The organism is Epilithonimonas tenax DSM 16811 (genome assembly GCF_000428485.1).
GTDB lineage: Bacteria > Bacteroidota > Bacteroidia > Flavobacteriales > Weeksellaceae > Epilithonimonas > Epilithonimonas tenax.
On sequence record NZ_AUAA01000004.1, the window covers coordinates 117,540 to 143,474 of the forward strand.

The window sequence follows — 25,935 nt, forward strand, 5'->3', positions numbered from 1 at the left end:
TGTTTTGTTTTTAATTGATTAGCAATTTCCGTCGGTATCGCAGGACTCGCCTTCTTGGATTATGGTGAAGTCCGACTGGGATTCAGAAAACTCTGACCAGCTTTTTTCCAATACTTCTGAAAATAAATGCGTAGGCTGAGCGCCAGAAATCGCATATTTTTGGTTGAAGACGAAAAAGGGAACACCTTTTATGCCAAGATTCGATGCTTCAGAAATATCTTGATTGACTAGGTTTAAAAATTCTTCAGAAACGACAGCATTCGTTATTTCTTCTTTTGAAAATCCCAGTTTCCCGCCAATTTCTGCCAGCGTATCCACATTATCTATATCTTTTCCGTGAAGAAAATAAGCTTCGAAAAGCAGTTCTTCCATTTCGTTGGCTTTTCCTCTGTGGTCAGCCAGTTGCACCAGCATTTGACTTTTGAAAGAATTGGCAACCTTCACGTCATCAAAATTAAAATCGATGCCTGCATTTTTTCCCGATTGGATCAGGTTGTCGTGCATTTGCATCACCTGCTCTATCGGGAAGCCTTTCACTTCTGATAGATACTCGTAATGGTTTTTTGTAAGATCGGTTTTCATATCCGGGTCCAATTGGAACGAGTGCCAATAGACTTTGATACTTTCATTTTGAGAAAATGCCTGAAGCGCTTTTTCAAAATGTTTCTTTCCGATAAAACAAAACGGACAACGTGTGTCACTCCAAATATCTACTTGCATTTTTTTTAATTTTAAATTATATTCACTTCTCTTTCAAGTGCGATCCCGTATTTTTCCTTTACAGAATCAATGATCATTGTTGAGAAATCAACGATCTCTTTTCCCGTTGCATTTCCTGTGGCATTGATGATCACCAAAGCCTGCAATCTGTGTGAAGCCACATTTCCGATTTGTTTTCCTTTCCAGCCACATTGCTCGATGAGCCAGCCGGCAGGAACTTTGACGAAGTCGCCATTCTGATAACCCGGAATGTTGTCAAATTTTTGTTTTAAATCTTCAAATTGAGTGAGAGGAATGCTTGGGTTTTTAAAAAAACTCCCTGCGTTTCCAATCACTTTTGGATCCGGTAATTTGCTTTGACGGATGTGGATCACGGCTTTCGACACATCCTGAATGGTTGGATTTATGATGTTCAAATGATCAAGTTCTAATTTGATGGCGCCATATTCAACATCAATTTTATGATCTTTTCGAGTTAACTTAAAAGTCACTTCCAGAATCACATATTTTCCTTTTCCTTCCTGCTTGAAAATCGAATCTCGGTAGCCAAATCTGCACTTTTCCAGGTTGAAAATTTCTATTTCCAAAGTTTCAAGATTCAGTACTTTGCAGCTTTCAAAAACATCTTTGATCTCTGTTCCGTAAGCGCCAATATTCTGCATCGGAGAAGTGCCTACATTTCCCGGGATCAACGACAGATTTTCCAGTCCGCCATAATTTTTATCCAGACAGAAAAGCACGAATTGATGCCAGTTTTCGCCCGCTTTTGCTGTGACTAAAACTTCATTGTCATCAATGATCTCCTCGGTGATTCCTTTCAAATTAAGTTGAACAGCTAATCCATCAAAATCTTTGGTGAAAAGAATATTGCTTCCACCACCTAGGAAAAGGAGTGTGGAAGATTGGGTAAGTTTTAGCGTTTCTGTAAGGTCTTCTGTGGAAGATATTTCTGTAAAAAATCTTGCAGAAACATCCACGCCAAATGTGTTGTAAGGCTTGAGAGATGTGTTTTCCTGAATTGTCATAAATTCTTTGAAATGTATAAAGTATCTTGTTTTATTATTCCAAAAATTTTTGGAGTTTTAATAACATCAATTTTTAATTCTTTGTTTGAGTTTTTATCCAATCTCTGTTTTGTTAAAAAATAATCTTTATTTATTTTAAATTTTTTATCGGTTTCAAAATTCCATCTACTTTCAAAATAATCAAAATAGTCATCACTGCCTTGATAGAAATATCCTTCAAAAGTTGGCGAAGAATTCACTGCGAAAGCATTTTCAGAATCTTTCATTTCGACATAATTTTCACAAGAAACTATCAAAATAAATATTGCGAATAATAGCAATCTTTTCACCTTACTTGTATTTCGGAAGCAAATTTTCCAAATCTGTTTTTAATTGTTCCAATTGTTTGTAACCTGCAGACTCTGCCGGAACATTATATAACTCATATTCTTTATCAGAAGTTTTGATTCTAAAGATCTCATCCGCTCCATCATAAACACCACGTTGTTCCCCGCCTTTTGTTTTTTGCAAAACAGAAAGATTGATTCCGGAAACTAATTTCTGCCAATCCTGGGAAGTGATTTTTTTCTTGATATTAGGAAATTGTGCTACTCTGCCACCTCTGGAAGAAGATTCCAGAGAATCCTGAGATGCTGTGATAGAAGTGGCACCGCCTCTTCCAAACGTGTGGCTGTAGGATACAGACTGGATGCTGGTATTCTGGGCGGATGTTTTGCAGCTAAGCATAACAAAAGATAGTGCAGAAAGGACAAAGCCTATTTTGATTATTTTCACCATTGTATTTTTTTTATGTTAATTAAATTCTAAATTATATTGCTGAATGGCATCTTTTAAAATTTCGACACTTCTTCTCAGGTCTTCCTGTTTCAAGACATAGGCGATTCTTACTTGTTTTTTACCCAATTCGGGCTCGCTGTAGAAACCACCCATTGGGGCAACCATGACCGTTTCATTGTTGTTCGAGTAGCTTTCCAACAGCCATTGTGCAAATTTCTCTGTATCATCTACAGGCAGTTCTACACCACAATAGAAGGCACCTTTTGGTTTCGGGCAGATTACGCCAGGTATCTCATTCAATAATCCGACCAGAAGATCACGGCGCTGTTTGTATTCTTCTCTTACTTTTGCGATATATTCTGCGTCGTTTTTGTGTGCAGCTGTCGCAGCAATCTGTCCCAAAAGAACCGGACTCAATCTGGCCTGAGCGAACAGAATCGCAGCATCGTGGATTTTTTTCGATCTTGTGATAAGGCAGCCGATTCTTGCGCCACACATCGAGTATCTTTTGGATTCCGAATCGATCACGATAACGTTGTCTGATACTTCTGGAAATTCAAACATCGATATTTGTTGTTCTCCGTCGTACACATATTCTCTGTAAACCTCGTCGGAAATAATCACGATGTCGTGTTTCTTTGCGATCTCTGCCAACTGCTGAAGTTCTTCTCTTGAGTACAGATAGCCCGTTGGATTTCCTGGGTTACAGATGACAATGGCTCTGGTTTTATCGGTAATTCTTTTTTCAAATTCTTCGATGGAAGGCAGCGCAAAACCAGTCTCAATCGTTGAAGGTACTGCAACGATATTGATGTTGAAGGTTCCTGCAAAACCATTGTAATTGGCGTAATAAGGTTCCGGGATGATGATCTCATCGCCGTCATCACAAAGTGTGGAAATGGCGAAGTTCAAAGCTTCGGAACCGCCGTTTGTCACGATAAAATTGTCAGTCGTCAAATCTGTGAATCCCAAAGAATGGTAATAATCTCTAAGGGCAGTTCTGTATTCCAGATTACCTTCGGAAAGTGCGTATTCGTAGATTTTCAGATGGTTGTTTCTGATGGCTTCCAGTGCTGTTTCCGGTGTTTCTATATCGGGTTGACCAATATTGAGGTGGTAAACTTTGATTCCTTTTTGTTTTGCTGCTGTTGCAAACGGAACTAATTTTCTAACTGGAGACGCAGGCATATGTTGCGCACGTTGTGAAATTTTTGGCATTGTTTATTGACTTTGGGATACAAAAATAGTGATTTTTTGGTTGTGGGTTGATGGTTCTCAGGTGATAGTTTTTAAAATTTGAAAGAATGTGATTTGAATACAAATCTGGATTATGGCGAAGCTGCAGCCCGGCCTGAGTGCACTCTTCGAGAACCTCAGAGTGACAGATTGTAAGTGGAAGGCGGAAAAGCTGCCCAAAAAATTAACAGTTAAATACTTTCTGTAGTTTGAATCTTCAATTATCTTTGTCGGTATGAAAAAATCGGTTTTACTTTTTTTGTTCTTCTTGACATTATGTTGTAAAACTTATAACACCTCAATTTTGGAAAACGGAGATCTGCTTTTTGTGCCCGCTGTAGAAACGGGATTGTCTGGCGCCATCAACAATGTGACGCAAACGGAAAGGAAAACTTCTTACGACCACATCGGGATTGTGAAGAAAGAATCTGATCATTTATACGTGCTTCACGCTGCTCCAAAAGGCGGTTCTCAGAAACAGAAAATCAATCACTTTTTGAAAGAACAGACCAAACTAGGTCAAAAAATAGATGTTTACCGTTTGAAAGCTGAGTATAAAGTCTCTATCCCAAATTCTGTTGCGAAGGCGGAGTCTTTGGTGGGAAAACCTTATAACTTCAATTATATTCTGGATGATCATTCCTATTATTGCTCGGACTTTGTGGAAAGGGCATTCCGTGATCATGAGATTTTTGCATTAGAACCTATGACTTTCGTTGATCCTAAAACTAATAAAACCAATGCGTTTTGGGAAAAATGGTACCAAGACAAAAACCTAAAAGTGCCGGAAGGCGAGCCAGGCTGTAATCCAAATGGCTTGGCAGCGTCTGAAAAACTGAACAAGATAGGAGAGCTGCAATAATTTTTTTTTAAAAATTTAATTCATACTTATTTGGTGGGAATTAATTAATTGATATATTTGCAACAGAATTAGGATTAAATGAAACGCATCTTCTCTCAAATCGTAATGTGTAACTCCAAGTAAACCATTGGGTAGGAGAGGATATGTTACAAGCTTTACCTTCCGGTAGAGCTTTTTTATTTTAAAAATTGGATTTTAAGTTATGGGAAAATTGACGGGCAAAAGTTTATGTGTTGATGAGAGTGCCGTTTCGATTGTGGCTTATCAGGTTATTTTGATAACAGTTTTTGGTATTCATTTCCAACTGCAATGGTTGTTGATTTTTCTGGCCTTTGATTTTTTCATAAGAGCAACTGGATGGTTCATTTCGCCATTATATTTTCTGGCAAAAAAAATGACGGCGTTTTTATATTTCGAAAAGAAACCAGTTTTTGCTGCACCTAAAAGGTTTGCTGCGATGTTGGGATTTCTAATGTCTGTCCTGGTCGCATTTTTTTATGCTTCTCCAACTGGGATTTTCTTAGGAATTGCATTGATGCTACTGGCAGCGTTGGAAAGCGTTTTCAATATCTGTATTGGTTGTTATATCTATAATTTTTTAGTGCTTCCGATTCAAAATAAATTCAATCATTCACCAAAATAATAGATGACTATGATTTACAAAAATGAAACTTTTGGTAACAATTTGGTTCCCAAGCCTGCAAAGGAAATTATCCTAGAAATAGAACTGAATGGTAAAATCCGTTTTGATATCCTGCTTTACACGATCTACAACCATTACAATATCAGTTATAAAATCGTGAACGCACACATCGAATATCTGAATGGCAATAACTTCGGAAATGTAAAACTTCTTCTAAAGATCACAGATGAGGAGATCGATAAGATAGAAAATTACCTTGGTGAATATAAACTGATGAGTTGCAAAATACCAGTCCTACAACAAACAAAGGAAGCTTCATAATGAGCTTCCTTTAAATTTGATAGTCTTTGACTTAAGTTTTTCAGCAGTCAACTGACAACTGAAAATTTATGAATTACTGTTCGATTCTTCTGATATCAGCACCTATCGCTCTCAGTCTCTCGTCTATATTTTCGTAACCACGGTCAATCTGTTCTATGTTTTGTATGATGGATTTTCCTTCCGCAGAAAGTGCCGCGATCAGTAGTGCATTTCCGGCTCTGATGTCTGGCGATACCATTGTGGTTCCTCTTAGTGGTGTCTCTTGGTTCATCCCGATCACTGTTGCTCTGTGTGGATCACAAAGGATAATTTGTGCGCCCATATCAATCAATTTGTCTACGAAGAACAATCTGCTTTCGAACATTTTCTGATGGATCAAAACAGAACCTTTTGCCTGGGTTGCCACGACCAAAATGATAGATAGTAGATCTGGCGTAAAACCTGGCCAAGGTGCATCTGAAACCGTTAAAATAGATCCGTCTATGAACTTCTGGATCTTATAATTTTCCTGAGAAGGGATGTAGATATCATCACCTCTCTGTTCCAAATGGATTCCTAATTTTCTGAAGGTATTGGGAATCACGCCAAGCTCATTCCATTTGACGTTTTTGATGGTAATCTCAGATTTTGTCATTGCTGCCAAGCCAATCCAAGAGCCAATTTCCACCATATCTGGTAACATTGTGTGTTCTGTGCCATGTAATTTGTCAACGCCTTCTACAGTCAATAGGTTGGATCCTATTCCGGAAATATTGGCACCCATTCTGTTCAACATTTTGCATAGTTGTTGAAGGTAGGGTTCGCAAGCGGCGTTGTAGATTCTCGTTTTTCCTTTTGCCAAAACAGCAGCCATCACGATATTGGCTGTTCCTGTAACAGAGGCTTCTTCTAAAAGGATGAATTTTCCTTTTAATTCTTTGGCTCTTAAAGAATAGAAAGCTTCTTCCTCGTCATAAGAAAACTCTGCTCCCAGTTCCACAAAACCTTGGAAGTGCGTGTCCAGACGTCTTCTTCCAATCTTGTCACCGCCGGGCGTTGGAAGATAAGCTTCCCCAAATCTAGCCAGCATTGGTCCCAAGATCATCACAGAACCTCTTAGTTTTGCGCCATCTTTTTTGAATTCTTTGGATTTTATATAGTCGAAATTAACTTCATCTGCTTTGAAAGTGTAATCTCCTTTTCCGTTTTTGGTAACTTTTACATTAAAGTCCTGTAAGATCTCAATCAATTTGTTGACATCTTTGATATCCGGAATATTACTGATCCTCACCTCATCTTCGGTTAGCAAAACAGCACAAAGGATTTGTAAAGCCTCATTTTTGGCACCTTGAGGTGTTATTTCTCCGCTTAGCTTTTTTCCTCCTCTTATTTCGAACGCATTACTCATTATTTTCTCTTGTTTTTATGATTTTGGAAATTATTCCTTCTGTTGTTACTGTTTTGATTTGTGTTTCGGTTGTTATTTGTGTTTCGGTTATTATTGTTGTTGTTATTTCTGTTGGTAGCATAATATATTTTGCTTCTTTCCAGAGATTCCAAGCTTGTAAGATCCAGTTTGTTATCTGATAACTCCTTCAAATGGCGGAAGATCACATCATCCTGTACGTGTTCTTTGTTGTACACGTTGTAGGACTTTTTCATATTATTGGCAATGACATGGGTGAGTGCTTCTTTCTCATCGCCTTCCTCCAGTGCAATTGCTTTTTCTATCAGTTGTAGAATACTTTTTCCGTAGAATTTATAGGCGTTATCCAATGACGGATAATCCATTTTTCTAGGTTTTGTGATCAGATCTTCCTCGGAAAGAATAGGATAAGGAGAATCGACATCCAGGTTGTGATCTGCCAGAATAAAAAGGTGATCCCAAAGTTTGTGTTTGTAGTTTTCTTCATCACGAAGGTGTGGATTTCTCTGTCCCATAAACTCGATGATGGCCAATGCCATTTCATTTCGCTCCTCTTTGGTTTGCAGGGTTTTGCAATGCTCCACCAGCTGCTGTATGTTGCGCCCATATTCGGGCATTAGTAGTTGTGTTCTGTCGGTATTATAATCCATAATGTGCAAATATAAAACATTTCGCGTTCAAAGTCTGAAATTCAAAATCTAGTGTTGATTTTTTTTCTGATTATTTTTTTAGAGCCCGCAAATTCTCAGTTTTATATAGCTGTAAGGTGGATATTTTGCAAGCCTATTTTTCTATAAATTTTTTCTTTTGCTCTGCATTCGGCAGAAAACACTGCTTGGCTGCTAGTTTTTTTCGATTTCGGGAAACAAGCTTATAAAATTGATTTCCGATAGCGTGCGGAAGTATTTTTCCAACCGAGGCTAATGAATAAATACCGCCCATTTCGCTTGCTATTTGTAAAATTGCCTGATATCTGGTCAGATAAAAATGATTGGGTTTCCAAAGGTAAAGCGTGTCAAAAACTTGATTGGGCAGATTTCTTTCATTCAAGAATTTCTGCCCAAATTCCGATTGTAATGATGAAAATAAAAAACGGTCATCTTTGTCTCGCTCCAAGATCCATTGCACCCAATGGTTGCAGAATCCACATTCGCCATCATAGAAAACGATGGATTTATCCTTAAAATTTGCTGAGATATCTGTTGTCATAAAGCGTTGGCCTGCTGGATTTGTTTTTGAATTTTTCGGAAATAATCTGCCAATAGTTGTCTTTGCTCATTGGTCAGTTTTGCATCTGGATGACCAAGAGTGTAACTCTCCAATGGCATTTCCTTTTGTTCAACTTGTTCTGCAGCTTCTCCCAGTTTATGTGACTGTCTTTTAGAATCGTATGTTGCAAAGGTAGAGAAGTTAAGTTCCTTTCTTCCTTCGTCTCTGTGGTTTTTTAAAAGCCAGCCAGCGGGTTGTGTGTAACTGTAAGCCGGATATGCTGTTTCGTTGGAATGGCAGTCATAACAGGAATTTCTGATGATATTGGCGATTGGTTCCGGTGTGTTTTTAATTTTGATAAAATCCATCCCGTCATTGGTTACAGGATTTACTTTATCAATTTGAAAAAACTGAATCATTATAAAAGCAACCAAAAGAACAGTTAATACTTTTTTCATAGTTTTATTTTAGCTAAGATAACAAATTTTCGTCCAAAAGTTAAATTCGAGAAACAAGGCAAAAGTAAAAAGAAAGAAGTTAAAAAATCTGGGATGCGTTGTACGTCTTTGCGAACCTTAAAATATTTTCAATAACCACAAAAAACCAGAGCGGACTCTGCGTTCAAAATTCCGCATAATTATCCATCACAAAACCTTGAAGCTGGAAACTCAAAACCTTAAACCCGAAAATTTTCGTACATTTGCAAAAATTTTGGGCTTCGAAAGTCGGAGTAACCCATTCTTAATCAAAATTAAAAGATTTAGAAATTACGAGATTTAGAAATTCTGTGAAAAATTTTCATTGCCAAATTTCTCAATCTCATAATTTAATAATTTCTCAATCTTTTAAAAAGAAACAAATTTATGTCAAATATTGTCGCAATCGTTGGGCGTCCCAACGTAGGAAAATCCACATTATTTAATCGATTATTAGAAAGAAGAGAAGCCATCGTAGATTCTACTGCCGGCGTTACCAGAGACCGTCATTACGGGAAATCTGACTGGAACGGCGTTGATTTTACCGTGATCGATACAGGTGGATATGATGTAGGAACAGACGACGTTTTCGAAGTGGAAATCCGCAAGCAAGTACAATTGGCTGTGGACGAAGCAACTTCTATCATTTTTATGGTAAGCGTAGATGATGGCCTTACAGACACAGATCAGGAGATCTTCGAATTATTAAGAAAATCAAACAAGCCTTTATATTTGGTGGTCAACAAAGTAGATTCTTCCAAAGAAGAATTGCCTGCAACCGAGTTTTACCAATTGGGCGTGGAAAAATATTTTACGTTATCTTCTGCAACAGGTTCCGGAACCGGAGAATTGCTGGATGCTGTCGTAAGAGATTTCCCGACAACAGATTACAAAGATCCATTCGAAGGCTTGCCAAAGATTACCATCGCAGGTCGTCCTAACGTGGGAAAATCTACAATGACGAACGCACTTCTCGATGTGGAAAGAAACATCGTGACCGATGTGGCCGGAACAACAAGAGACAGTATTCAGACTTTGTACAACAAATTCGGACACGAGTTTGTGTTGGTAGATACAGCAGGAATGCGTCGTAAAGCGAAAGTTTCCGAAGATTTGGAATTCTATTCCGTCATGAGATCCATCCGTTCTATCGAGTATTCTGATGTGGTGATCCTGATGGTGGATGCCACGCAAGGTTGGGAATCTCAGGATATGAACATCTTTGGATTGGCTCAGAAAAACAGAAAAGGAATCGTGATTTTGGTCAACAAATGGGATCTCATCGAGGACAAACACACCAACACGATCCGTGATTTCGAACAGTCTATCAGAGACAAAATTGGGCAGTTCAACGATATTCCCATTCTTTTCGTTTCTGCTCTTACGAAACAAAGAATCCTGAAAGCCGTAGAAATGGCAATGGTCGTCTATGAAGATCGTAAGAAAAAAATCAAAACGTCCAAACTGAATGAAGTGATGTTGCCAATCTTCGAAGCAATGCCACCGCCATCCAACAAAGGAAAATACATCAAGATCAAGTATTGTGTACAGTTGCCAACGCCATCGCCACAGTTTGTGTTTTTCTGCAACCTTCCGCAATATGTGAAAGAGCCGTACAAGCGCTTTACCGAGAACCAACTTCGTAAAAACTTTGGTTTCACCGGAGTGCCAATCGAGATCTACTTCAGACAAAAATAAAAATTCAAACCCTCTCTTCGTTCAAACTTCGGGAGGGTTTTTTATTTAGGAGCAAGACGTTTTTAATTTCTATTCACCATTCCAACCCGCTATCCGCTATATCTTTTTCTTTTTCAGAACGTCTGCAATCCAAATTGAGGTTTCGGTACCAAAAAAGAAAAAGGATGCCGCTGCTATCGGGGCTAGATTGAGGTTTTCCTTATCTATCCAGATTTTAGAATTAGTTTCATTAAAAAGCTATTCTGGAAAAAGTCGCAGCGCGATGACCTGTTAATAGATAAAAGATCATCACCGATGTCAAAGCTCCATAGGAGCGACCTGTAACAATCAAAATATCATTAAACAACGATTTTCATTTAAAATAATTTGAAACCAAATTTAAACAGTTTCCAAATTTTTACGATATTTACCCACAAAATAAACGAAATGCTAAAAGTTTTATCAGAAGAATTTTCATTGGTGAATTCTTGGATCAATGATCTTCGAAATGTAGAAGTCCAAAATGACCGCTTAAAATTCCGTAGAAATATGGAACGCATTGGCGAAATTGCCGCTTTCGAGATCAGTAAAACTTTGAATTTTATCGATACCGAACTTACAACACCTCTGGAGAAGATCTCTGTCAAAGAAATCGAAACACAACCCGTTATCACCACGATCCTGAGAGCTGGTGTTCCATTATTCCAAGGGATTCTTAACTATTTTGACAAAGCCGATTGCGGTTTTGTGGCCGCTTACAGAAAGCACGATGCCAACGATTATTTTTCCATCAAACAAGATTATCTGACTTGCCCGAAATTAGATAATCGTCCCCTCATCATCGCAGATCCAATGTTGGCAACCGGCGCATCACTCATAGAAGCGATCAAAGATCTTTTGACCAACGGAAAACCAACCTCCATCCATATTGTTGCCGCAATCGCAAGCCGGCAAGGTGTGGAAACTATTCAAAATGCTTACCCAGATGCAAAGATCTGGATCGGCGCTTTGGACGAAAGTTTAACTTCAAAAGGTTACATCACGCCAGGTTTGGGCGATGCAGGCGATTTGTCTTATGGTGAAAAACTACAGAGATAAATATTATAACGATAAACTATAAATGATGATTGATGGCTGATCAATTAGCTATCATTGATCAATCATCAGTCATATCTACACGTCCATCGCCATCACAAGCAAACTGATCTTGACATTGTCAGAGTTGCGCAGGATTTCCCAGGCAATGTTTGAGCTTGTATTTCCTGTTGTATAAACATCGTCAATCAATAATAGATGCTTATCACAGATCTTCTCGGTCATTTGGTAAGCATTTTTTGTTTTTAGACGTTCGCTTTGGCTTTTCTTGGCTTGTGCTTTTGAATGTTGTGTTCGCTTTAAAAGATGATGATCGATTGGGATCTGAAAATGCCTTGCCAATTCATTTCCGAATAGATGTAGTTGATTGTAACCTCTTTGTTTTAGTTTTTTGGGATGAAGCGGTACTGTTGCGATCAAATCCGGCTTTTTAGCTTCGAAGTTTAATTTCTCAATCGTCCATTCTGCCAGGTTTTTACCAATCTTTTCTCTGTGATTATATTTCAGTTGTTGAATGATCTTTTGCGCCAGACTTTCCTTTTCGTAAAGCATCAACGAAAAAGCATTTTCAACGGGAAACAGAAGCGAAACATTTTCTTTCAGACTATTATTTTCATAAAATTGATGGTCAGAAAAATGTATATTGTCTTTGCATATTTCACAAACTACCTCATTCTTGTCAATCAGTTGATTGCAATCCAGACAACGGTTTGGGAAAAGAAAATCGAAAATCATTATTTGTGTTTTAAAATTTAAAATTAAAACTTTTATTCAAATAAATGATTACAATATCTTTTTACGCACCATCTCAATAGATTTTTTCATATCCATATTGAATTGTTCTTTCTCCAGTCGTACAGGCGGCGCCTGGCGTACATCGCAATTTACGATGCTGCAGCTTTCACACGTCACACCCACTTCAATCGTTTTTAGTGAAGATGATCTGGCGAAATTTATTTTTTTGATGGTTTGATTATTCAGCAGGATTCCCAAACAATAACTTCTGTTGCTTCCGTCAGAAAAAGGATTTTTTTGTGAGGTAGAAATGACGAGGTAACTCACGCCTTGGTCTTTGTAGTGTGAGATCTGAGCATCTGTGATAGACTCATTGTCCTGAAGATGGTAAAGATTTTTAACCGCGATCCAGCGTCTGCAATAGTGCTCGTGTGTGGCGTTAGCGTGAGGCGCCTGCTGGTGATTCAGGTGCAATTCTTTTAGGATGTTAATTTTATCCGAACCGTCTTTTTTCACAAAACACAGATAAAATAAGTCTTTGATGCCAAATTCCGAAGACAGGATATTGGTCAATCTGTAATAGAAAGTCTCCGGCGAATCTGTAAAGTGATTGATGAGGTTTTCAAATTGAACAGCATTCCATTCTTTTTGATAGAAGCAATCTGTGATTTTTTCCAGCAGGTCTTTTTTTGAGATCAGCAAACATCCAGCAAAATAAGAGGCGTAGAAATTATTGAGAATTTCTTCAAAACTTCCAAAATCCAGCCAGGAATAGGTGTTTGGGCGTGGGTTTAACTTCAAAACATTGAATCCGATCTCCTTTGCTAAAATAAATATTTCCTGATTGACGCCCAGTCTTTCATTCAGCAAAAGTATTTTTTTTTCCGGGATATAAAGTGAGCGAAGTTTGTTGAGAGCAGAGTCTTCTGCAAACTTCTCTGATCTTATGTCGTATCCGAATTTCTCTTTCAGTAAGTTTTCAAGCGTCTCTGTTTTGAGGTTTTTATTCAGTTTAAGATTATTTTCTTCAGCAAAAAGGCTTGATTTTTCTTCGATGTCTGGGAAGTAATTATCGTACAACTCCTGAAAAGATCGCATCACTGCGAAGTAAAACCGTTCTTTCCCAAGGTTGTAATTCTGAGAAATTTCTATCAAAGCATTAATGAAAGCAGTGACTTTTTTCGGAGCATCGCTGATGATGCTGATGAGATTGTTTTTATTAATTCCAAAAAGATCCAACGGTACTTCCTTGAAAAAATCAGACTGCAAGATCTCATTAATGGGTGTCAGCGTCTTATCCAGTTTTGAAGAAACAAGGTCGTCAAAAGTACAGCTCAACGCGTTGGAAAGCTGAACGATTTTGTCGTGTTTGGGATATTTTTTTCCATTCTCTATTTCGTTAAGATAAGATTTGGAAAGTCCTGTTTTATTGGCAAGATCTTGAAGAGACCAGTTTTTTTTCTGTCTCTGCTGTTTCAGTTTAAGTCCGAAAACCACGCGGATGTAGTCGCTCTCTGCAATCATAGATTCAAAGATAAATAAAAAGCGATTATTCGCATAATAAATTTGATGAAAATTTAGCGAACGTTCGCTAATTGTGAAAATATTTTTTATACATTTGTCAAACCAAATCACAAGGTATTATCATTATGGAAACCATAAATCAATTGAAAGTAATTGCTACAAGGCGTTTTAGGGAAGTTTTCACACCGGAGCTGACTGATTTTCTGGTGGCGTTGCATCAAAAATTTAATCAAAAAAGGCTTGATCTTTTAGAAGAAAGAAAGATGAGTCAGGCTGGCTTTGACAGCGGCGAATTACCAGCTTTTCCAGCAGAAACAGCATCCGTGCGAAACGGCGATTGGACTTGTGCGACACTTCCAAAAGATCTATTGGACAGGCGGGTCGAGATTACAGGGCCGGTGGACCGTAAAATGATTATCAACGCTTTGAATTCCGGTGCCAATACTTTTATGGCAGATTTTGAAGACAGCAATTCGCCGACTTGGGAAAACTGTATTCAGGGACAGATTAATTTATCCGATGCTATTAACAGGACGATTGATTTTGTTAATGAACAGGGAAAATCTTACAGGCTGAATGATCATGTGGCCACACTGATTGTGCGTCCAAGAGGGCTTCATCTTTCAGAAAAAAATATTGAGATCCAAGGCGATTTGGCTTCAGGATCTTTGATCGATTTTGGAATTTACTTTTTCAGAAATGCCAAAAAATTATTGGAGAATGGGAGTGGACCTTATTTTTATTTGCCAAAATTGGAACATTACAAAGAAGCGCGCTGGTGGAATGAAGTCTTTGTCTTCGCTCAGGATTATTTGGGAATTCCGCAAGGGACAATAAAAGCGACCGTGTTGATAGAAACAATCACGGCTTCTTTCCAACTGGATGAGATCCTTTTCGAACTGAAGAATCATAGTTCGGGACTCAACTGTGGACGTTGGGATTACATTTTTTCTTATATCAAAAAATTCAGAAATCTTCCGCATTTTCTAGTTCCGGACAGAGATCAGGTAACGATGACTTCACCTTTTATGAGTGCGTATTCCAAACGTGTCATCGAGATTTGCCACAAAAGAAACGTCCATGCTATGGGCGGAATGGCAGCTCAGATTCCGGTGAAAAATGATGATGAAGCCAACGAACATGCTTTTGATAAAGTACGAAGCGACAAAGAAAGAGAGGTGAGAAACGGTCACGACGGAACTTGGGTCGCTCATCCTGCTTTGGTTACTGTAGCCAAGGAAATTTTTGATCAGTATATGCCGGAGCAAAATCAAATTGATCACAAGTTTGATTATAAAATTAAGGAATCAGAATTGTTGGAAGTTCCCCACGGGACGATTACAGAACATGGCGTCCGAAAAAATATCAATGTCGGAATTCTTTATATAGAATCGTGGCTGATGGGTGTTGGAGCTGCTGCGCTTTATGACCTCATGGAAGATGCTGCGACGGCGGAGATTTCCAGATCTCAAGTCTGGCAATGGCTGAAAAATGAAGCTGTGCTGGAAGACGAAAGAGTATTGACCAGAGAATTGATCCTACAATGGGAAAAAGAAGAACTCTCCAAAATCAAAAAATATGTAGGAGAAGAGCGTTATGTTAAAGGACGATTCAATCTGGCAAAGGAGCTTTTCAATGAACTCATCTTCTGCGATAAGTTTGAAGAATTCCTGACTTTAAAAGCTTATCCATTTATTTGACACTACTCAGTATAATGGACAGAGTGAAAAGTACCTTTTACATTATACAAATTAAATTCACACCAAATCACAAATATTATGCAAACTAAAAAAGAACAAATCCAAGCTCTGGAACAAGACTGGATGACAAATCCGAGATGGATCGGCGTACAAAGACCGTACAAAGCAGCAGAAGTTCTGAAGCTGAGAGGCTCTTACAAATTAGACTACACCATCGCGAATGAAATGTCAAAAAAACTTTGGGATAAACTGAACAACCAAGATTGGATCGCAGGGTTGGGTGCGCTCACGGGAAACCAAGCAGTTCAGGAAGTAGATGCAGGATTAGAAGCGATCTACCTTTCTGGCTGGCAGGTGGCAGCAGATGCGAATCTTTCCGGAGAGATGTATCCCGACCAGTCACTTTATCCTGCCAATTCGGTTCCTTCTGTGGTAAAGAAAATTAATAATGCTTTGCTGAGAGCGGACCAGATCCAGTCTGTCAACGGCGGTGGCGAAAAAGAATATCTTGTTCCTATTGTTGCTGATGCAGAAGCTGGTTTCGGAGGAAATCTGAATGCGTATGAGCTGATGAAACAAATGATCGAAGCTGGGGCAGCAGGTGTCCATTTTGAGGATCAATTGTCATCGGCAAAAAAATGCGGACATCTGGGCGGGAAAGTATTAGTCCCAACGCAGGAAGCGATTAATAAACTGATTGCAGCAAGATTAGCGGCGGACGTTTGTGGTGTTCCGAGTATTATAGTCGCAAGAACGGATGCTGACGCTGCGGATCTTTTGACATCCGATATTGATGAAAGAGATCGGAAGTTTATCACAGGTGAGAGAACGTCTGAAGGTTTTTATGCTGTAAAAAATGGTATAGAGCAGGGCATAAACAGAGGTTTGTCCTACGCACCTTACGCAGATCTGATCTGGATGGAGACTTCTAACCCGGATCTGGATTACGCCAGACAATTTGCTGAAGGAATCCATGCAAAGTATCCCGGAAAAATGTTGGCTTACAACTGTTCGCCTTCTTTCAACTGGGCTGCAAAACTTTCTGTAGAAGAGATGGAAAACTTCCGCGAGGAGTTGGCGAAAATGGGATACAAATTCCAGTTCATCACCTTGGCAGGTTTCCATGCTTTGAATACGGCGATGTTTGAGTTGGCGCTGGCTTACAAAGAAAGAGGAATGGCTGGCTATTCGGAGTTGCAGGAAAGGGAGTTTGCGCTTCAAAGCAAAGGTTTCCGTGCGGTAAAACATCAGAGTTTTGTAGGGACAGGCTATTTTGATGAGATCCAGAATGTGGTGATGAGCGGAACTTCTGCAACGGTTGCAATGAAGGATTCTACAGAAGCGGCGCAGTTTCATTAAAACACATTCATTTATATTATAATTGTTGGATTTTCGAAATATGTCAACAAAAAACCCTGATATCAGAAGATGTCAGGGTTTTGAATTTATGTTAAAAGCTAAAAGCAAATGGCCAAAAGCAGTTCAGATTAATACATCAATTTGTAATATTCATCTGCCATTCTATCACTGTTGAACTGGGTTTTCACGTCATCCATTGAAGTATGTACGATCTTTCTCCACTGGTCTGGCTTTTCGTAATAAGCCGGGATGATTTCGTTTTCCAAAACTTCATAAAGATTTTTGAGGTCAAAGCTGTCTTGCTCTACCGTTGGCCAGTTGTCATAATCCGCTTTTGGCACTACGAAAGAGTTTTCGCCGTGTTTTGCAAATTCGGGGATCCATCCGTCGTCTGTAGAAAGATTCACAGATCCGTTCATTGCAGCAGTCATTCCGCTGGTTCCGGAAGCCTCTCTTGGGACTCTTGGATTGTTCAGCCAGATGTCAGAACCTTGTTTCAGGGATTTGCTTAAGGCTAATTCGTAACCTGTTAGAACCGCCATGTTTTTATGGTTTTTGCTTTCCTCAACCAAGTTATTAAAGGTAGAAATAGAGCCGTAATCCATCGGGTAAGGTTTTCCTGCCCAGATGATCTGAACCGGATGCTCTTTGTTTGCCAACATTTTTCTGAAACGCTCTTTGTCTGCCAAAAGTAGATCTGCCCTCTTGTAACCGGCGAAACGTCTTGCCCAAACGATGGTCAAAACTTTCGGATCAAAGATGTTCCCAGTCTGGTCTGCAACGATTCTGAAAGCTCTCTTCTTAAGATAGGTTTTCCTGATGTCAAACTCCTCATTATTGCCTTCTTCTTTGTATTGGTAAAGCGCTTTGTCTGCCCAAAATTTGAATTCCTGAGCGTTGGTTATGGATTTGATTTCGCAGATACCTTCGTATTTGTTCCACATCTCTCTGGAAACAACGCCGTGTAGCTGGGAAACGCCATTGGCAACTCTTGCCATTCTCAAAGCGCAAAGCGAGTGGTTGAATCTGTCATCCTGAACGCCTTCTATTTTCTTGACCTCATCTATCGTAAGTCCGCAGAAGTAGGACATGTCGTGGCAAAGGTAAATGTTGTGTTTTTCGTTTCCTGCTTCTTCTGGTGTATGCGTTGTGAAGACCAATTTCTCCTTTACTTTATTAAGATCGCCACCATATTTTCTCAAAAGATAAAATGCAGCTGGCAAGCCGTGCGCCTCATTCAAATGATAAACATCTCTTTCGAAATTCATCTCATCCAAAAGTTTTGCGCCGCCTTTTCCAAGCAGGATATATTGGGCTACTTTGGTAGATTCGTTGGCGTCATACAGTTTATGGCAGATTGTTTTTGATAAATGATCATTTTCTGGAACATCTGTGCTCAGGAAGAACATGGGACACGTTTTGAAAGTTTCCGGGGCCAGATACCATACTTTTACCCAGACCGGAGCATTGTGAATCTCGATTTGAAATTTGATACCTGTATCTTCCAGGAAGCTGTACATTTTCTTGGTCCAGATTGGGTTCAGGCTTTGATCCATGTTTCTACTTTGATCGTAGTAACCGTATTTCCATAATATCCCAATCCCTACAAAGTCCTGCTTCAGATTGTAAGCACTTTTCATATGAGAACCTGCAAGAAATCCCAGTCCGCCGCTGTAAATCTTAAGCGCTTGGTCTATTGCAAATTCCATAGAGAAATAGGCGGTTTTTTTTGTGTAATCTGGATTGATGCTGTAAGGCATCTTGAAGTTTTTAAAATCCATTAGTGTTATAATTTTTTAAGGTCTTGTCTATATGGCTGCAAATATAACAATTAGTTTTTTGTGCAGTGGTTTAGTGACTTATATTGTTAAAAAAATCAATCGCCCATTGTTCATTCGGCTATCAGGGCTTGTTTGGGAGGTGTTCTCTCTGTTTTGCTGTTTTCATTATTTTGCGTCTTGTTTTTTTTACGCCTGCTTCTTTATTGTTAATTTTAATTCATATAAGTATTTTGTAATCAATTATTTATTAAATTTAGACAGGTTTAATTTCTAATAATAGCAGGATGATTTATTATGAAGACCTTCAGAAGAATTTGGATGTTTGTGTGGCGTCCAAAACCGGCAAAGCGGCTAATCTGGTGAAGTGGTACGACTCCATAGGCAGTGCCAACTTGCATGAGCGCGAGGAATATCAGAAGAAAACCGAACTCCTTTTGCTAAGCACATTATTTGCCCACTATCCTGAGATAGAAATAGAAAATCTAACGGGCGAGAGTCCGGATTTTATCATTAATTATCAGGGAAAAAGCATCGGAGTGGAGGTTTCGGAGATTATCAATCACTTTGAACTCAAGAAAAAAGAGAGTTACATCAATCATATCTTCCGAACTGTGGAAGCGCTGCTGTCAGATTATAAAAGTCTTTCGGGAATTTACTATTTGAGTATAGACTATCATCAGGATGATTTTTACCAGCAGCCGGAGCAGTTGATCAAAGAGATTTCGTCTGCAATTACCAATAACAGGAACACAAAATTTGTAAAGCATATCAGAAGAACGCCCCATCATAAAGGCGTTCTTTTGTTTTTGGAGTACCGTTTTTCTCTTTTCGATGAGTTGCATTCCGAAAAAATACGACAGGTCATAGAGAAGAAAAATGGGAAGTACAAGCTTTACAACTCCAAAGCGAAAGAATGTTGGCTGGTGCTGGTTTCTAATATGTACAACATCGCTTCCCGATACACCTACATCCAGGCCAAGGAAGAACTGAAAAACATCAGCAGTCCGTTCTCCAAAATTCTGCACATCGAGAATCTTCACAGCCAGATGATGGTCATCAAGTAAAAATGACACTTTTTGAAGTTTCCAATTCTAATCGTAAGACGGTATGGGATGGTGGATGTCATCACCGGTCGCACACGGACTTTTTTTACAACGTTAGAAAATCTCTTGATAGGTGCAATGTTAATTTTTCATGAATATGATGAAAATTAAATTTTAAATTAATGTTAACAAATGCCTATTGGTATTGGGTTTAGCTCTTTTTTGCAGGGGATAGTTACATTTTCATTAACAATCTTTACAGGCCGTTTTTGGCTGGGGTTTAATATTATATTTGCCTCACATGAAAACAAATGAAAATGAAAACAAATCTATTATCTAAAAAGATACATCTATTACTAAGGCTGTTAAAAGCTTTCTTTTTATTATCTTTTCTGATGCTGGGGGTGAAAACTTTTGGGCAGTACTCAGGCACAGGTACATTTGCCAAAGTGACTTCTGTGGCAGATGTTACAGATGGCTATTATGTAATTGCTTATGGCACTACTCAGGCTATGAACAGCACTTACACCAGCACTACTTACTTTGCAAACACAGCAATTTCGCCAGTTTCCGGTACCACCATCACAAACCCATCCAAAACTATAGTCTGGAAAATCGAAACCAGCGGAACAGGCAAATCAATCTCCAGTGCGGATACATCTGTTTTTGCATCCTATACTGGATCTAGCAATAATATTCAGGCTGTAACATCGGTAAGTGGGAATAATCAGAGATGGAGCTTTTCTTATACCGGCGGTTTATTTGCGGTTCAGAACTTAGGAGTTACTACTCGGTATTTACAATATAACAGTGGTTCGCCCAGATTTGCCTGTTATACGGGTTCTCAGCAGGATATTACCTTGTATAAATTAGCAGCCACACCAACTCTTACTGTAAACCCAACTTCTTTAACAGGGTTTACCTATGTACAGGGATCAGGGACATCTTCAGCACAATCTTACAATCTTAAAGGAACAGATTTAACAGGAGTTATTACCGTTACAGCACCAACTAATTTTGAAGTTTCAAAAACATCGGGAGGTGCTTATGCTGCTACTTTATCTTATACTGCGGCAGAAGGTAATGCAACAGCAGGGCAAACTGTTTACGTAAGGCTGAAAAGCGGGTTGTCTGCTGCTGCCTATGGCGGCGCTACGACGTACGTGACCAACGCAAGTGCAGGAGCGACTACGAAGAACGTTTCTGTGTCAGGATCTGTAATGTCGCCTGCTACCTATACGCTGACCTACAATGGAAATGATCATACCAGTGATGCATCCACGGTACCTGCTAACGCTACTTTCACCGGAGGGCAGAACCCAGGCGTTATCCTCGCAAATCCAACAAGCCTTGCCAAAACTGGTTACACGCTTGCAAGCTGGTACAGTATTGCTAATGGTGTCAGCGGTGGGGTTATTAATACGCTAAGTGCCAACTTCGGTCCCGCACCTATGCCAAGTAATGATATCACCCTGTATGCCCGTTGGAAATTTACTGTGACTTATGATCGTAATGGAGGAAGTGGTTCTGCAACTCAAGATGGTTATTATAATGGGACATCGGGAGTGCAGTCGGGAACAATGACAACAAACAACGGTACTGCTTTTACAAGAACCGGCTATACCTTCGCCGGATGGAAAACGACTTCAGGAGGAACTGCTGCCGAGTACACCGCGGGAGCTACTTACACACATTCTGGCACCAGTGCAACCAAGATTCTTTATGCCCATTGGATACCGAATGTGCCAACATTTAACGTCAATCCTTCATCTTTATCAGGTTTTACTTATGTGGAAGGTTACGGTCCGTCTGGTATTCAGTCTTTTACTTTGACAGGTAGTGACTTGCAAAATACCGATACGGATCCCGTAGAACTTATAACAATCAATGATAATTACGAGATTGCAGAAAGTGCTACTGGACCCTGGAGTTACGCCATAGCAATGCCTTCTGCTTATTTGGGAGCACAAAAAACTTTCTTTGTCCGCTTGAAGGCAGGACTAGCTGCGAATGCAAGTTATGCCGATACAGTTCTGATCAGCGGAGGTAGTGCTTCTGAAGCAAGCTTTGCTGAGGTAAATCTTTCTGGTTCCGTAACAGCCTGTCTGGCACCCACGGTTCAATCTGTTGTTTCTTCATTTTCAACAGTTGGCATAAACGGTATGACTATTAATCTCACACCAGGAAATGGTAACGGAAGAGTGGTGGTCATCAATACAAACAATAGTTTTACCAATCCCTCTGATGCTTTACCATCTTCAAATAGTGTTTATAGTGGCAGCGGAGAACAGGTGGTCTATGCCAATACAGGCAATAGCGTCGTAGTGACTGGTTTATCTCCTTCTACTACGTACTATTACAGTGTGTATGAGTATAAGCTTTGCTCCGGACTTTACCTTTATAACACCACCAGTTCCGCAAATAATCCCCGCAGTCAAATCACGGCTTGTGATACGCCTGTAAATCCTAACGGAGAGGTAGATCTTGAGAATCCTTATTGTGGTTCTGCAACACTTGTTTATCAGCACGGTGCTTCTCAGCCACAATCTGGAGTGACCTATTACTGGCAGACCACGGCAACCGGAACGTCTACTGCGAATCCTGTGACATCATCGTACTCGGTGACTGCTTCTGGGGATTATTATGTGCGTGCGTACAACGGTTTCTGCTGGAGTGCAGACTCTTTCAAGACGAATACGTCTGTGGTCATAAGCACAGCTGCAGGAATTTCGACACAACCCACCAATCAAATTGCTGCCGTAGGGGCAACGGCTGTTTTTGCAGTAACAGCCTCGGGAAGCGGACCTTTTACTTACCAATGGCAGGAGAGTTCTACTGGTTTGCCAGGTAGTTGGGTTAATGTTGGTACAAATGCCACCCTTAGTCTTGCCAATGTGCAGCAGTCGAAAAACGGATACAAATACCAAGTGATTGTAAGTAATGCCTGTAACAGCAAAACGTCTGATGTGGTGACACTTTCTGTCAATCTCACGCCGGTTTCTATCTGGTCTAATGACATTACTGCAGCCAATCCCAGTGCAACAAACCCTTATACAACAGGGGATGTTAAAAATGCAAATATCGTAGTTTCAGGTATAACCAGAGGCTCCGGCCTTACGGCTTCCAGTGCATCGGGAAGGTTCTCTGCTACAGGATGGAGTACCTCTACGCTGGATGCCAATGACTATTTTGAATTTACATTGACGCCTGATAATAACTATGAGATAGACTTCAGTAGTTTTCAATATACCAGTCAGATTTCTGGCGGAGCTTCAACTCACGCTTTCAGATCAAGTTTGGATGGCTTCACATCTGATATTGGAACACCTACAGTATCTGGTACGACAGTGGATTTATCGCCATCGGCTTATCAAAAAGTGAAAACAGCTGTCACTTTCAGATTTTATACATATGGTGTAAGTGCTGCATCTAGAGCTTTCAGTATCAACGATTTCGTCTTCACTGGAAATGTTGTTGCGGCCTGTACACCTGCAGCCATTTCATCTTTCCCGACTTCCGGGCCTGCACATACCTTGGTTACTTTGACGGGAAGTAACTTTACTGCAATGTCTGCGGTCAAATTCGGAACTGTACCGGCTGTTGTAGAATATGTCAGTGCAACACAGATCAAAGCGCTTGTGCCAGTAGGTGCCAACGGAAACATTCTTGTTGATACTTCTTTGGATTGTGATTCGGAAACGAGTTTTACATTAATCAATTCGGATACGTCCAATTGTGAGGTGTCCTCTGGAACAACAGGATCCGGAAGTACGCCCGCATCTGACCTTATCATCTATGAGGTCTATGATGAAAATGGCGGAACGGGTGGTATGATATCATTCTATAATGGGACCAATACAGCGGTCAACCTTAGCGATTATAACCTTTACAGGGCTAGTACTTACGGATCTGGCTATGGTAACTATGCGTCTATGTCTGGCACTGTTGCGCCAGGAGGATTGGCAGCCATAGGTGTTGGCAATTCGCCGTGTGGTTATACCGCTGCAAACGGTACGATAACTTCTGGTTTCAATGATAATGATGGATTTCAACTGAGGAAAAATGCTGGGGCAACCATCGTAGATGATGTGCGTACGCCTAACTATGCAGGATATTATATGCGAAGAAAAATCACTGATCTCGCCCCTACTACAACGTATAATGATGCACAATGGACGACTGAAAGTCTCAATGCAGATCAATGTATTCCGGCAGATCAGATAGCGCAGGTGCCCGGCCTGGTCATAGCGCCAGTTGTGAATACACAACCTGCGTTTGCGCTTACTTGTGATGTCGCAAATGCTTCTCTGTCCATCACTGCTGCGGAAGGTTTTGTAGGCGGTAATGCATTGGCTTATCAATGGTATGTTTTGGGCACCAGCGGAACTTGGGCTGCGATTTCTGATACCGGCGTTTATACAGGTGCCAATTCTCAAACTTTGAACATCAGTGATGTAGCAGGGCTTAATCAGTATCAGTATTACTGTCAGGTGCGGGAAAATACAGCGACCTGTTATACTGCAACTCAGGCAACTCAGGTGAAGGAAGCTCAAAATACATGGTCCAATGGATGGTCCAACGGTATCCCGGTTCTTGGTAGCAAAGTGATCATTGCGGGTTCTTACGATACAGAAACTAATGGTCCTCTGGATGTTTGTGAACTGACGGTCAATTCTAATGCAAGCGTAAGGGTGAAGTCCAACTTCCCGCTCATCGTTAAAAAGAAAATTACAAACCTAGGTACGACAGCTGACAATTTTGTTGTTGAAAGTGATGCTAATCTGATTCAGCAAGATAATGTCACTAATACTGGAAAAATCAAAGTAGAAAGAAATGTGCTTGATATGAACAATGTTACTGGTCAGATCGATTATGTGTATTGGAGTTCGCCTGTAAGTGGACAGGTGATCAAAGGTGCACTCGGATTCTCTCCTAATACACCTGCCAATGGCTATCTGCAGTATAATGAGATCAATGATAAATTTGTGGTGACATCAGATCCGAGTTTTCTCACAGGAAAAGGTTATGCGATCCGTGCAGAGAGCGGAACCAATGGCTATAATAAAGTCTACAGCTTCACTGGAACGCCTAATAACGGAAATATCCAATATCAAAGCCTGAGATTTACCGATGCAGCCCATGGATTCAATCTTGTGGGAAATCCTTATCCATCCAATATTGATTTTAATAAGCTTCATGCGATGAACAGTAGCAACATCTATTCTACGGCCTGGTTTTGGACCAACAACAGTTACACGGCAGGACAGGTAGGATCTGGTTACAGTGGTAACAATTATGCCATGTTCAATGGAACCGGTGGATCGCCGGCTACTTCTAATCCTTCAAATCCGTTTAACAATTCTATGACGCCAGACGGGAAAATCAAAGTGGGGCAAGCATTTATTGTTCAGGCCAAAGCAAGTGCACCGTTGGATTTTAATAACGGGATCCGCGTGACAGATAATGGAGGCTTTTTCCAGAAAACAGAGGCTAAAAGCAGATTTTGGCTCACGTTGACCTCTCCCAATACTTTGGTGAATACCATTCTCATAGGTTATGTCTCTGGTGCCACAGACGGTTATGAAACTGATTTTGATGGCGAACTGTTCGCCATAGGTTCGGATTCTTTCTACTCCATTTTAGGAGCCAGGAAATTAGCGATCCAAGGCAAGGCTGATCGTTTTTCTGTGGAAGATAAAATAACGCTGGGGAATGTCTATTCTCAAAACGGGAATTACAAAATAGCACTGAAAGATCCAGAAGGGCTTTTCTATGGCAATCAAATGGTGTATTTGAAAGATAAACTCCTGAAGAAAACGATTAAGCTTAATGATGGTAATGATTATACCTTTCAGGCAGTGAAAGGAACGGATATTAACCGTTTTGAGATCGTTTACAAAGAAGATGAATTCTTGACGTCTGATTCGGTTTCTAACTCAGCATTCGAAGTCTATAGAGATGGGTCGGATTATGTCGTCACTTCATCAAGGGTTTTAGATACCATTGAAGTTTATGATACTTCAGGAAGATTGCTAATCAGTCAGAAAACCACGAGTAAATCGGTCAGGATTGCTATTTCTGATCTTGAGAACGGTGTTTATATCATTAAAGCGGAGAATTCCGGAGATGTTAAAACCAAGAAAATTATTAAATAAAGCGGATTTGAAAGCCAAGAGGTGAGTTCTGATCATTTCGGCTGCGTTGTCTAGTAATGAATATTCTTAAAAAAAGAAGTGTTAAAAGCTTCAATAAGCCTGTTTCCAAGAAAGCAGGCTTATTTTTTTTGCTCATAACAAGGAGCCGAAATGATGACAGCCAATGATGGGTTAATCAATTGTTGAGGTGCG

At 39.9% G+C, this 25,935-nt stretch carries 21 protein-coding genes; 9 read left to right on the forward strand and 12 right to left on the reverse strand.

The annotated features are described in order from the left end of the window. Nucleotides 1-18 precede the first annotated feature (18 nt). From F564_RS0103335 to F564_RS0103355, 5 genes are all read right to left on the reverse strand, one after another. Entirely contained in the window at nt 19-720 is a 702-nt protein-coding gene (locus F564_RS0103335; protein WP_028121357.1) for a DsbA family oxidoreductase, read from the reverse strand. 11 nt (nt 721-731) lie between these two features. After that, nucleotides 732-1,745 (reverse strand): UDP-N-acetylmuramate dehydrogenase, encoded by a 1,014-nt coding sequence (gene murB, locus F564_RS0103340; RefSeq protein WP_028121358.1) that lies wholly within the window; start codon nt 1,743-1,745, stop codon nt 732-734. Further along, complete coding sequence (locus F564_RS0103345) at nt 1,742-2,011, reverse strand: hypothetical protein (RefSeq protein ID WP_028121359.1); 270 nt, start codon at nt 2,009-2,011, stop codon at nt 1,742-1,744. Before F564_RS0103345 ends, murB begins: the two co-directional genes overlap by 4 nt. A gap of 64 nt (nt 2,012-2,075) precedes the next feature. After that, nucleotides 2,076-2,522, reverse strand: a complete 447-nt coding sequence (locus F564_RS0103350; RefSeq protein ID WP_028121360.1) for a hypothetical protein — start codon at nt 2,520-2,522, stop codon at nt 2,076-2,078. 15 nt (nt 2,523-2,537) lie between these two features. Beyond that, a complete protein-coding gene (locus tag F564_RS0103355) occupies nt 2,538-3,740 on the reverse strand; it encodes a pyridoxal phosphate-dependent aminotransferase (RefSeq protein WP_028121361.1) in 1,203 nt (400 codons plus the stop codon). Nucleotides 3,741-4,062: 322 nt separating this feature from the next. Between F564_RS0103355 and F564_RS0103365 the strand changes: the two genes are divergently transcribed. From F564_RS0103365 to F564_RS18645, 3 genes are all read left to right on the forward strand, one after another. Beyond that, nucleotides 4,063-4,620: a YiiX/YebB-like N1pC/P60 family cysteine hydrolase gene (locus F564_RS0103365; protein WP_228373850.1), complete on the forward strand. Its 558-nt coding sequence runs from the start codon at nt 4,063-4,065 to the stop codon at nt 4,618-4,620. Between the two features lie 202 nt (nt 4,621-4,822). Next, nucleotides 4,823-5,263, forward strand: a complete 441-nt coding sequence (locus tag F564_RS18640) for a DUF4395 domain-containing protein (RefSeq protein ID WP_034980602.1) — start codon at nt 4,823-4,825, stop codon at nt 5,261-5,263. Between the two features lie 9 nt (nt 5,264-5,272). Further along, complete coding sequence (locus tag F564_RS18645) at nt 5,273-5,584, forward strand: NIL domain-containing protein (protein WP_051259551.1); 312 nt, start codon at nt 5,273-5,275, stop codon at nt 5,582-5,584. Between the two features lie 73 nt (nt 5,585-5,657). On the opposite strand, the gene murA is transcribed toward F564_RS18645, so the two are convergent. The 4 genes from murA to F564_RS0103395 all read right to left on the reverse strand — a co-directional run bounded on the left by murA (nt 5,658) and on the right by F564_RS0103395 (nt 8,656). Further along, nucleotides 5,658-6,971 (reverse strand): UDP-N-acetylglucosamine 1-carboxyvinyltransferase, encoded by a 1,314-nt coding sequence (gene murA / locus F564_RS0103380; protein ID WP_028121363.1) that lies wholly within the window; start codon nt 6,969-6,971, stop codon nt 5,658-5,660. After that, entirely contained in the window at nt 6,971-7,639 is a 669-nt protein-coding gene (locus F564_RS0103385; RefSeq protein ID WP_028121364.1) for a DUF4290 domain-containing protein, read from the reverse strand. The genes murA and F564_RS0103385 overlap by 1 nt, the downstream gene beginning before the upstream one ends. A gap of 133 nt (nt 7,640-7,772) precedes the next feature. Continuing rightward, complete coding sequence (locus F564_RS0103390) at nt 7,773-8,198, reverse strand: thiol-disulfide oxidoreductase DCC family protein (RefSeq protein WP_028121365.1); 426 nt, start codon at nt 8,196-8,198, stop codon at nt 7,773-7,775. After that, nucleotides 8,195-8,656, reverse strand: coding sequence for a heme-binding domain-containing protein (locus tag F564_RS0103395; RefSeq protein ID WP_028121366.1), 462 nt, complete (start codon nt 8,654-8,656; stop codon nt 8,195-8,197). The genes F564_RS0103390 and F564_RS0103395 overlap by 4 nt, the downstream gene beginning before the upstream one ends. A gap of 405 nt (nt 8,657-9,061) precedes the next feature. Here F564_RS0103395 and der point away from each other — a divergent pair, with 405 nt between their 5' ends. Then, the gene (gene der, locus F564_RS0103400) at nt 9,062-10,372 is read left to right on the forward strand and encodes a ribosome biogenesis GTPase Der (RefSeq protein WP_028121367.1); all 1,311 of its coding nucleotides are present in this window, start codon (nt 9,062-9,064) and stop codon (nt 10,370-10,372) included. A gap of 426 nt (nt 10,373-10,798) precedes the next feature. Beyond that, the gene (gene upp / locus F564_RS0103405) at nt 10,799-11,449 is read left to right on the forward strand and encodes a uracil phosphoribosyltransferase (protein WP_028121368.1); all 651 of its coding nucleotides are present in this window, start codon (nt 10,799-10,801) and stop codon (nt 11,447-11,449) included. A gap of 75 nt (nt 11,450-11,524) precedes the next feature. Here upp and F564_RS0103410 read toward each other — a convergent pair whose 3' ends face one another. Continuing rightward, nucleotides 11,525-12,181 (reverse strand): ComF family protein, encoded by a 657-nt coding sequence (locus F564_RS0103410; RefSeq protein WP_028121369.1) that lies wholly within the window; start codon nt 12,179-12,181, stop codon nt 11,525-11,527. Nucleotides 12,182-12,229: 48 nt separating this feature from the next. After that, nucleotides 12,230-13,705 (reverse strand): helix-turn-helix domain-containing protein, encoded by a 1,476-nt coding sequence (locus tag F564_RS0103415; protein ID WP_028121370.1) that lies wholly within the window; start codon nt 13,703-13,705, stop codon nt 12,230-12,232. Between the two features lie 125 nt (nt 13,706-13,830). Here F564_RS0103415 and aceB point away from each other — a divergent pair, with 125 nt between their 5' ends. Both aceB and aceA read left to right on the forward strand, forming a co-directional pair. Beyond that, nucleotides 13,831-15,405, forward strand: a complete 1,575-nt coding sequence (gene aceB, locus F564_RS0103420) for a malate synthase A (protein WP_028121371.1) — start codon at nt 13,831-13,833, stop codon at nt 15,403-15,405. 78 nt (nt 15,406-15,483) lie between these two features. Then, complete coding sequence (gene aceA / locus F564_RS0103425; RefSeq protein WP_028121372.1) at nt 15,484-16,764, forward strand: isocitrate lyase; 1,281 nt, start codon at nt 15,484-15,486, stop codon at nt 16,762-16,764. A gap of 128 nt (nt 16,765-16,892) precedes the next feature. Here the strand turns inward: aceA and glgP are convergent, their stop codons facing one another. Then, nucleotides 16,893-18,545: an alpha-glucan family phosphorylase gene (gene glgP / locus F564_RS0103430; RefSeq protein ID WP_028121373.1), complete on the reverse strand. Its 1,653-nt coding sequence runs from the start codon at nt 18,543-18,545 to the stop codon at nt 16,893-16,895. A gap of 284 nt (nt 18,546-18,829) precedes the next feature. On the opposite strand from glgP, the gene F564_RS0103435 reads away from it, so the two are divergent. Both F564_RS0103435 and F564_RS0103440 read left to right on the forward strand, forming a co-directional pair. Beyond that, the gene (locus tag F564_RS0103435) at nt 18,830-19,609 is read left to right on the forward strand and encodes a hypothetical protein (RefSeq protein ID WP_028121374.1); all 780 of its coding nucleotides are present in this window, start codon (nt 18,830-18,832) and stop codon (nt 19,607-19,609) included. Between the two features lie 296 nt (nt 19,610-19,905). Then, the gene (locus tag F564_RS0103440) at nt 19,906-25,743 is read left to right on the forward strand and encodes an InlB B-repeat-containing protein (protein ID WP_161625925.1); all 5,838 of its coding nucleotides are present in this window, start codon (nt 19,906-19,908) and stop codon (nt 25,741-25,743) included. Nucleotides 25,744-25,935: the final 192 nt, after the last annotated feature.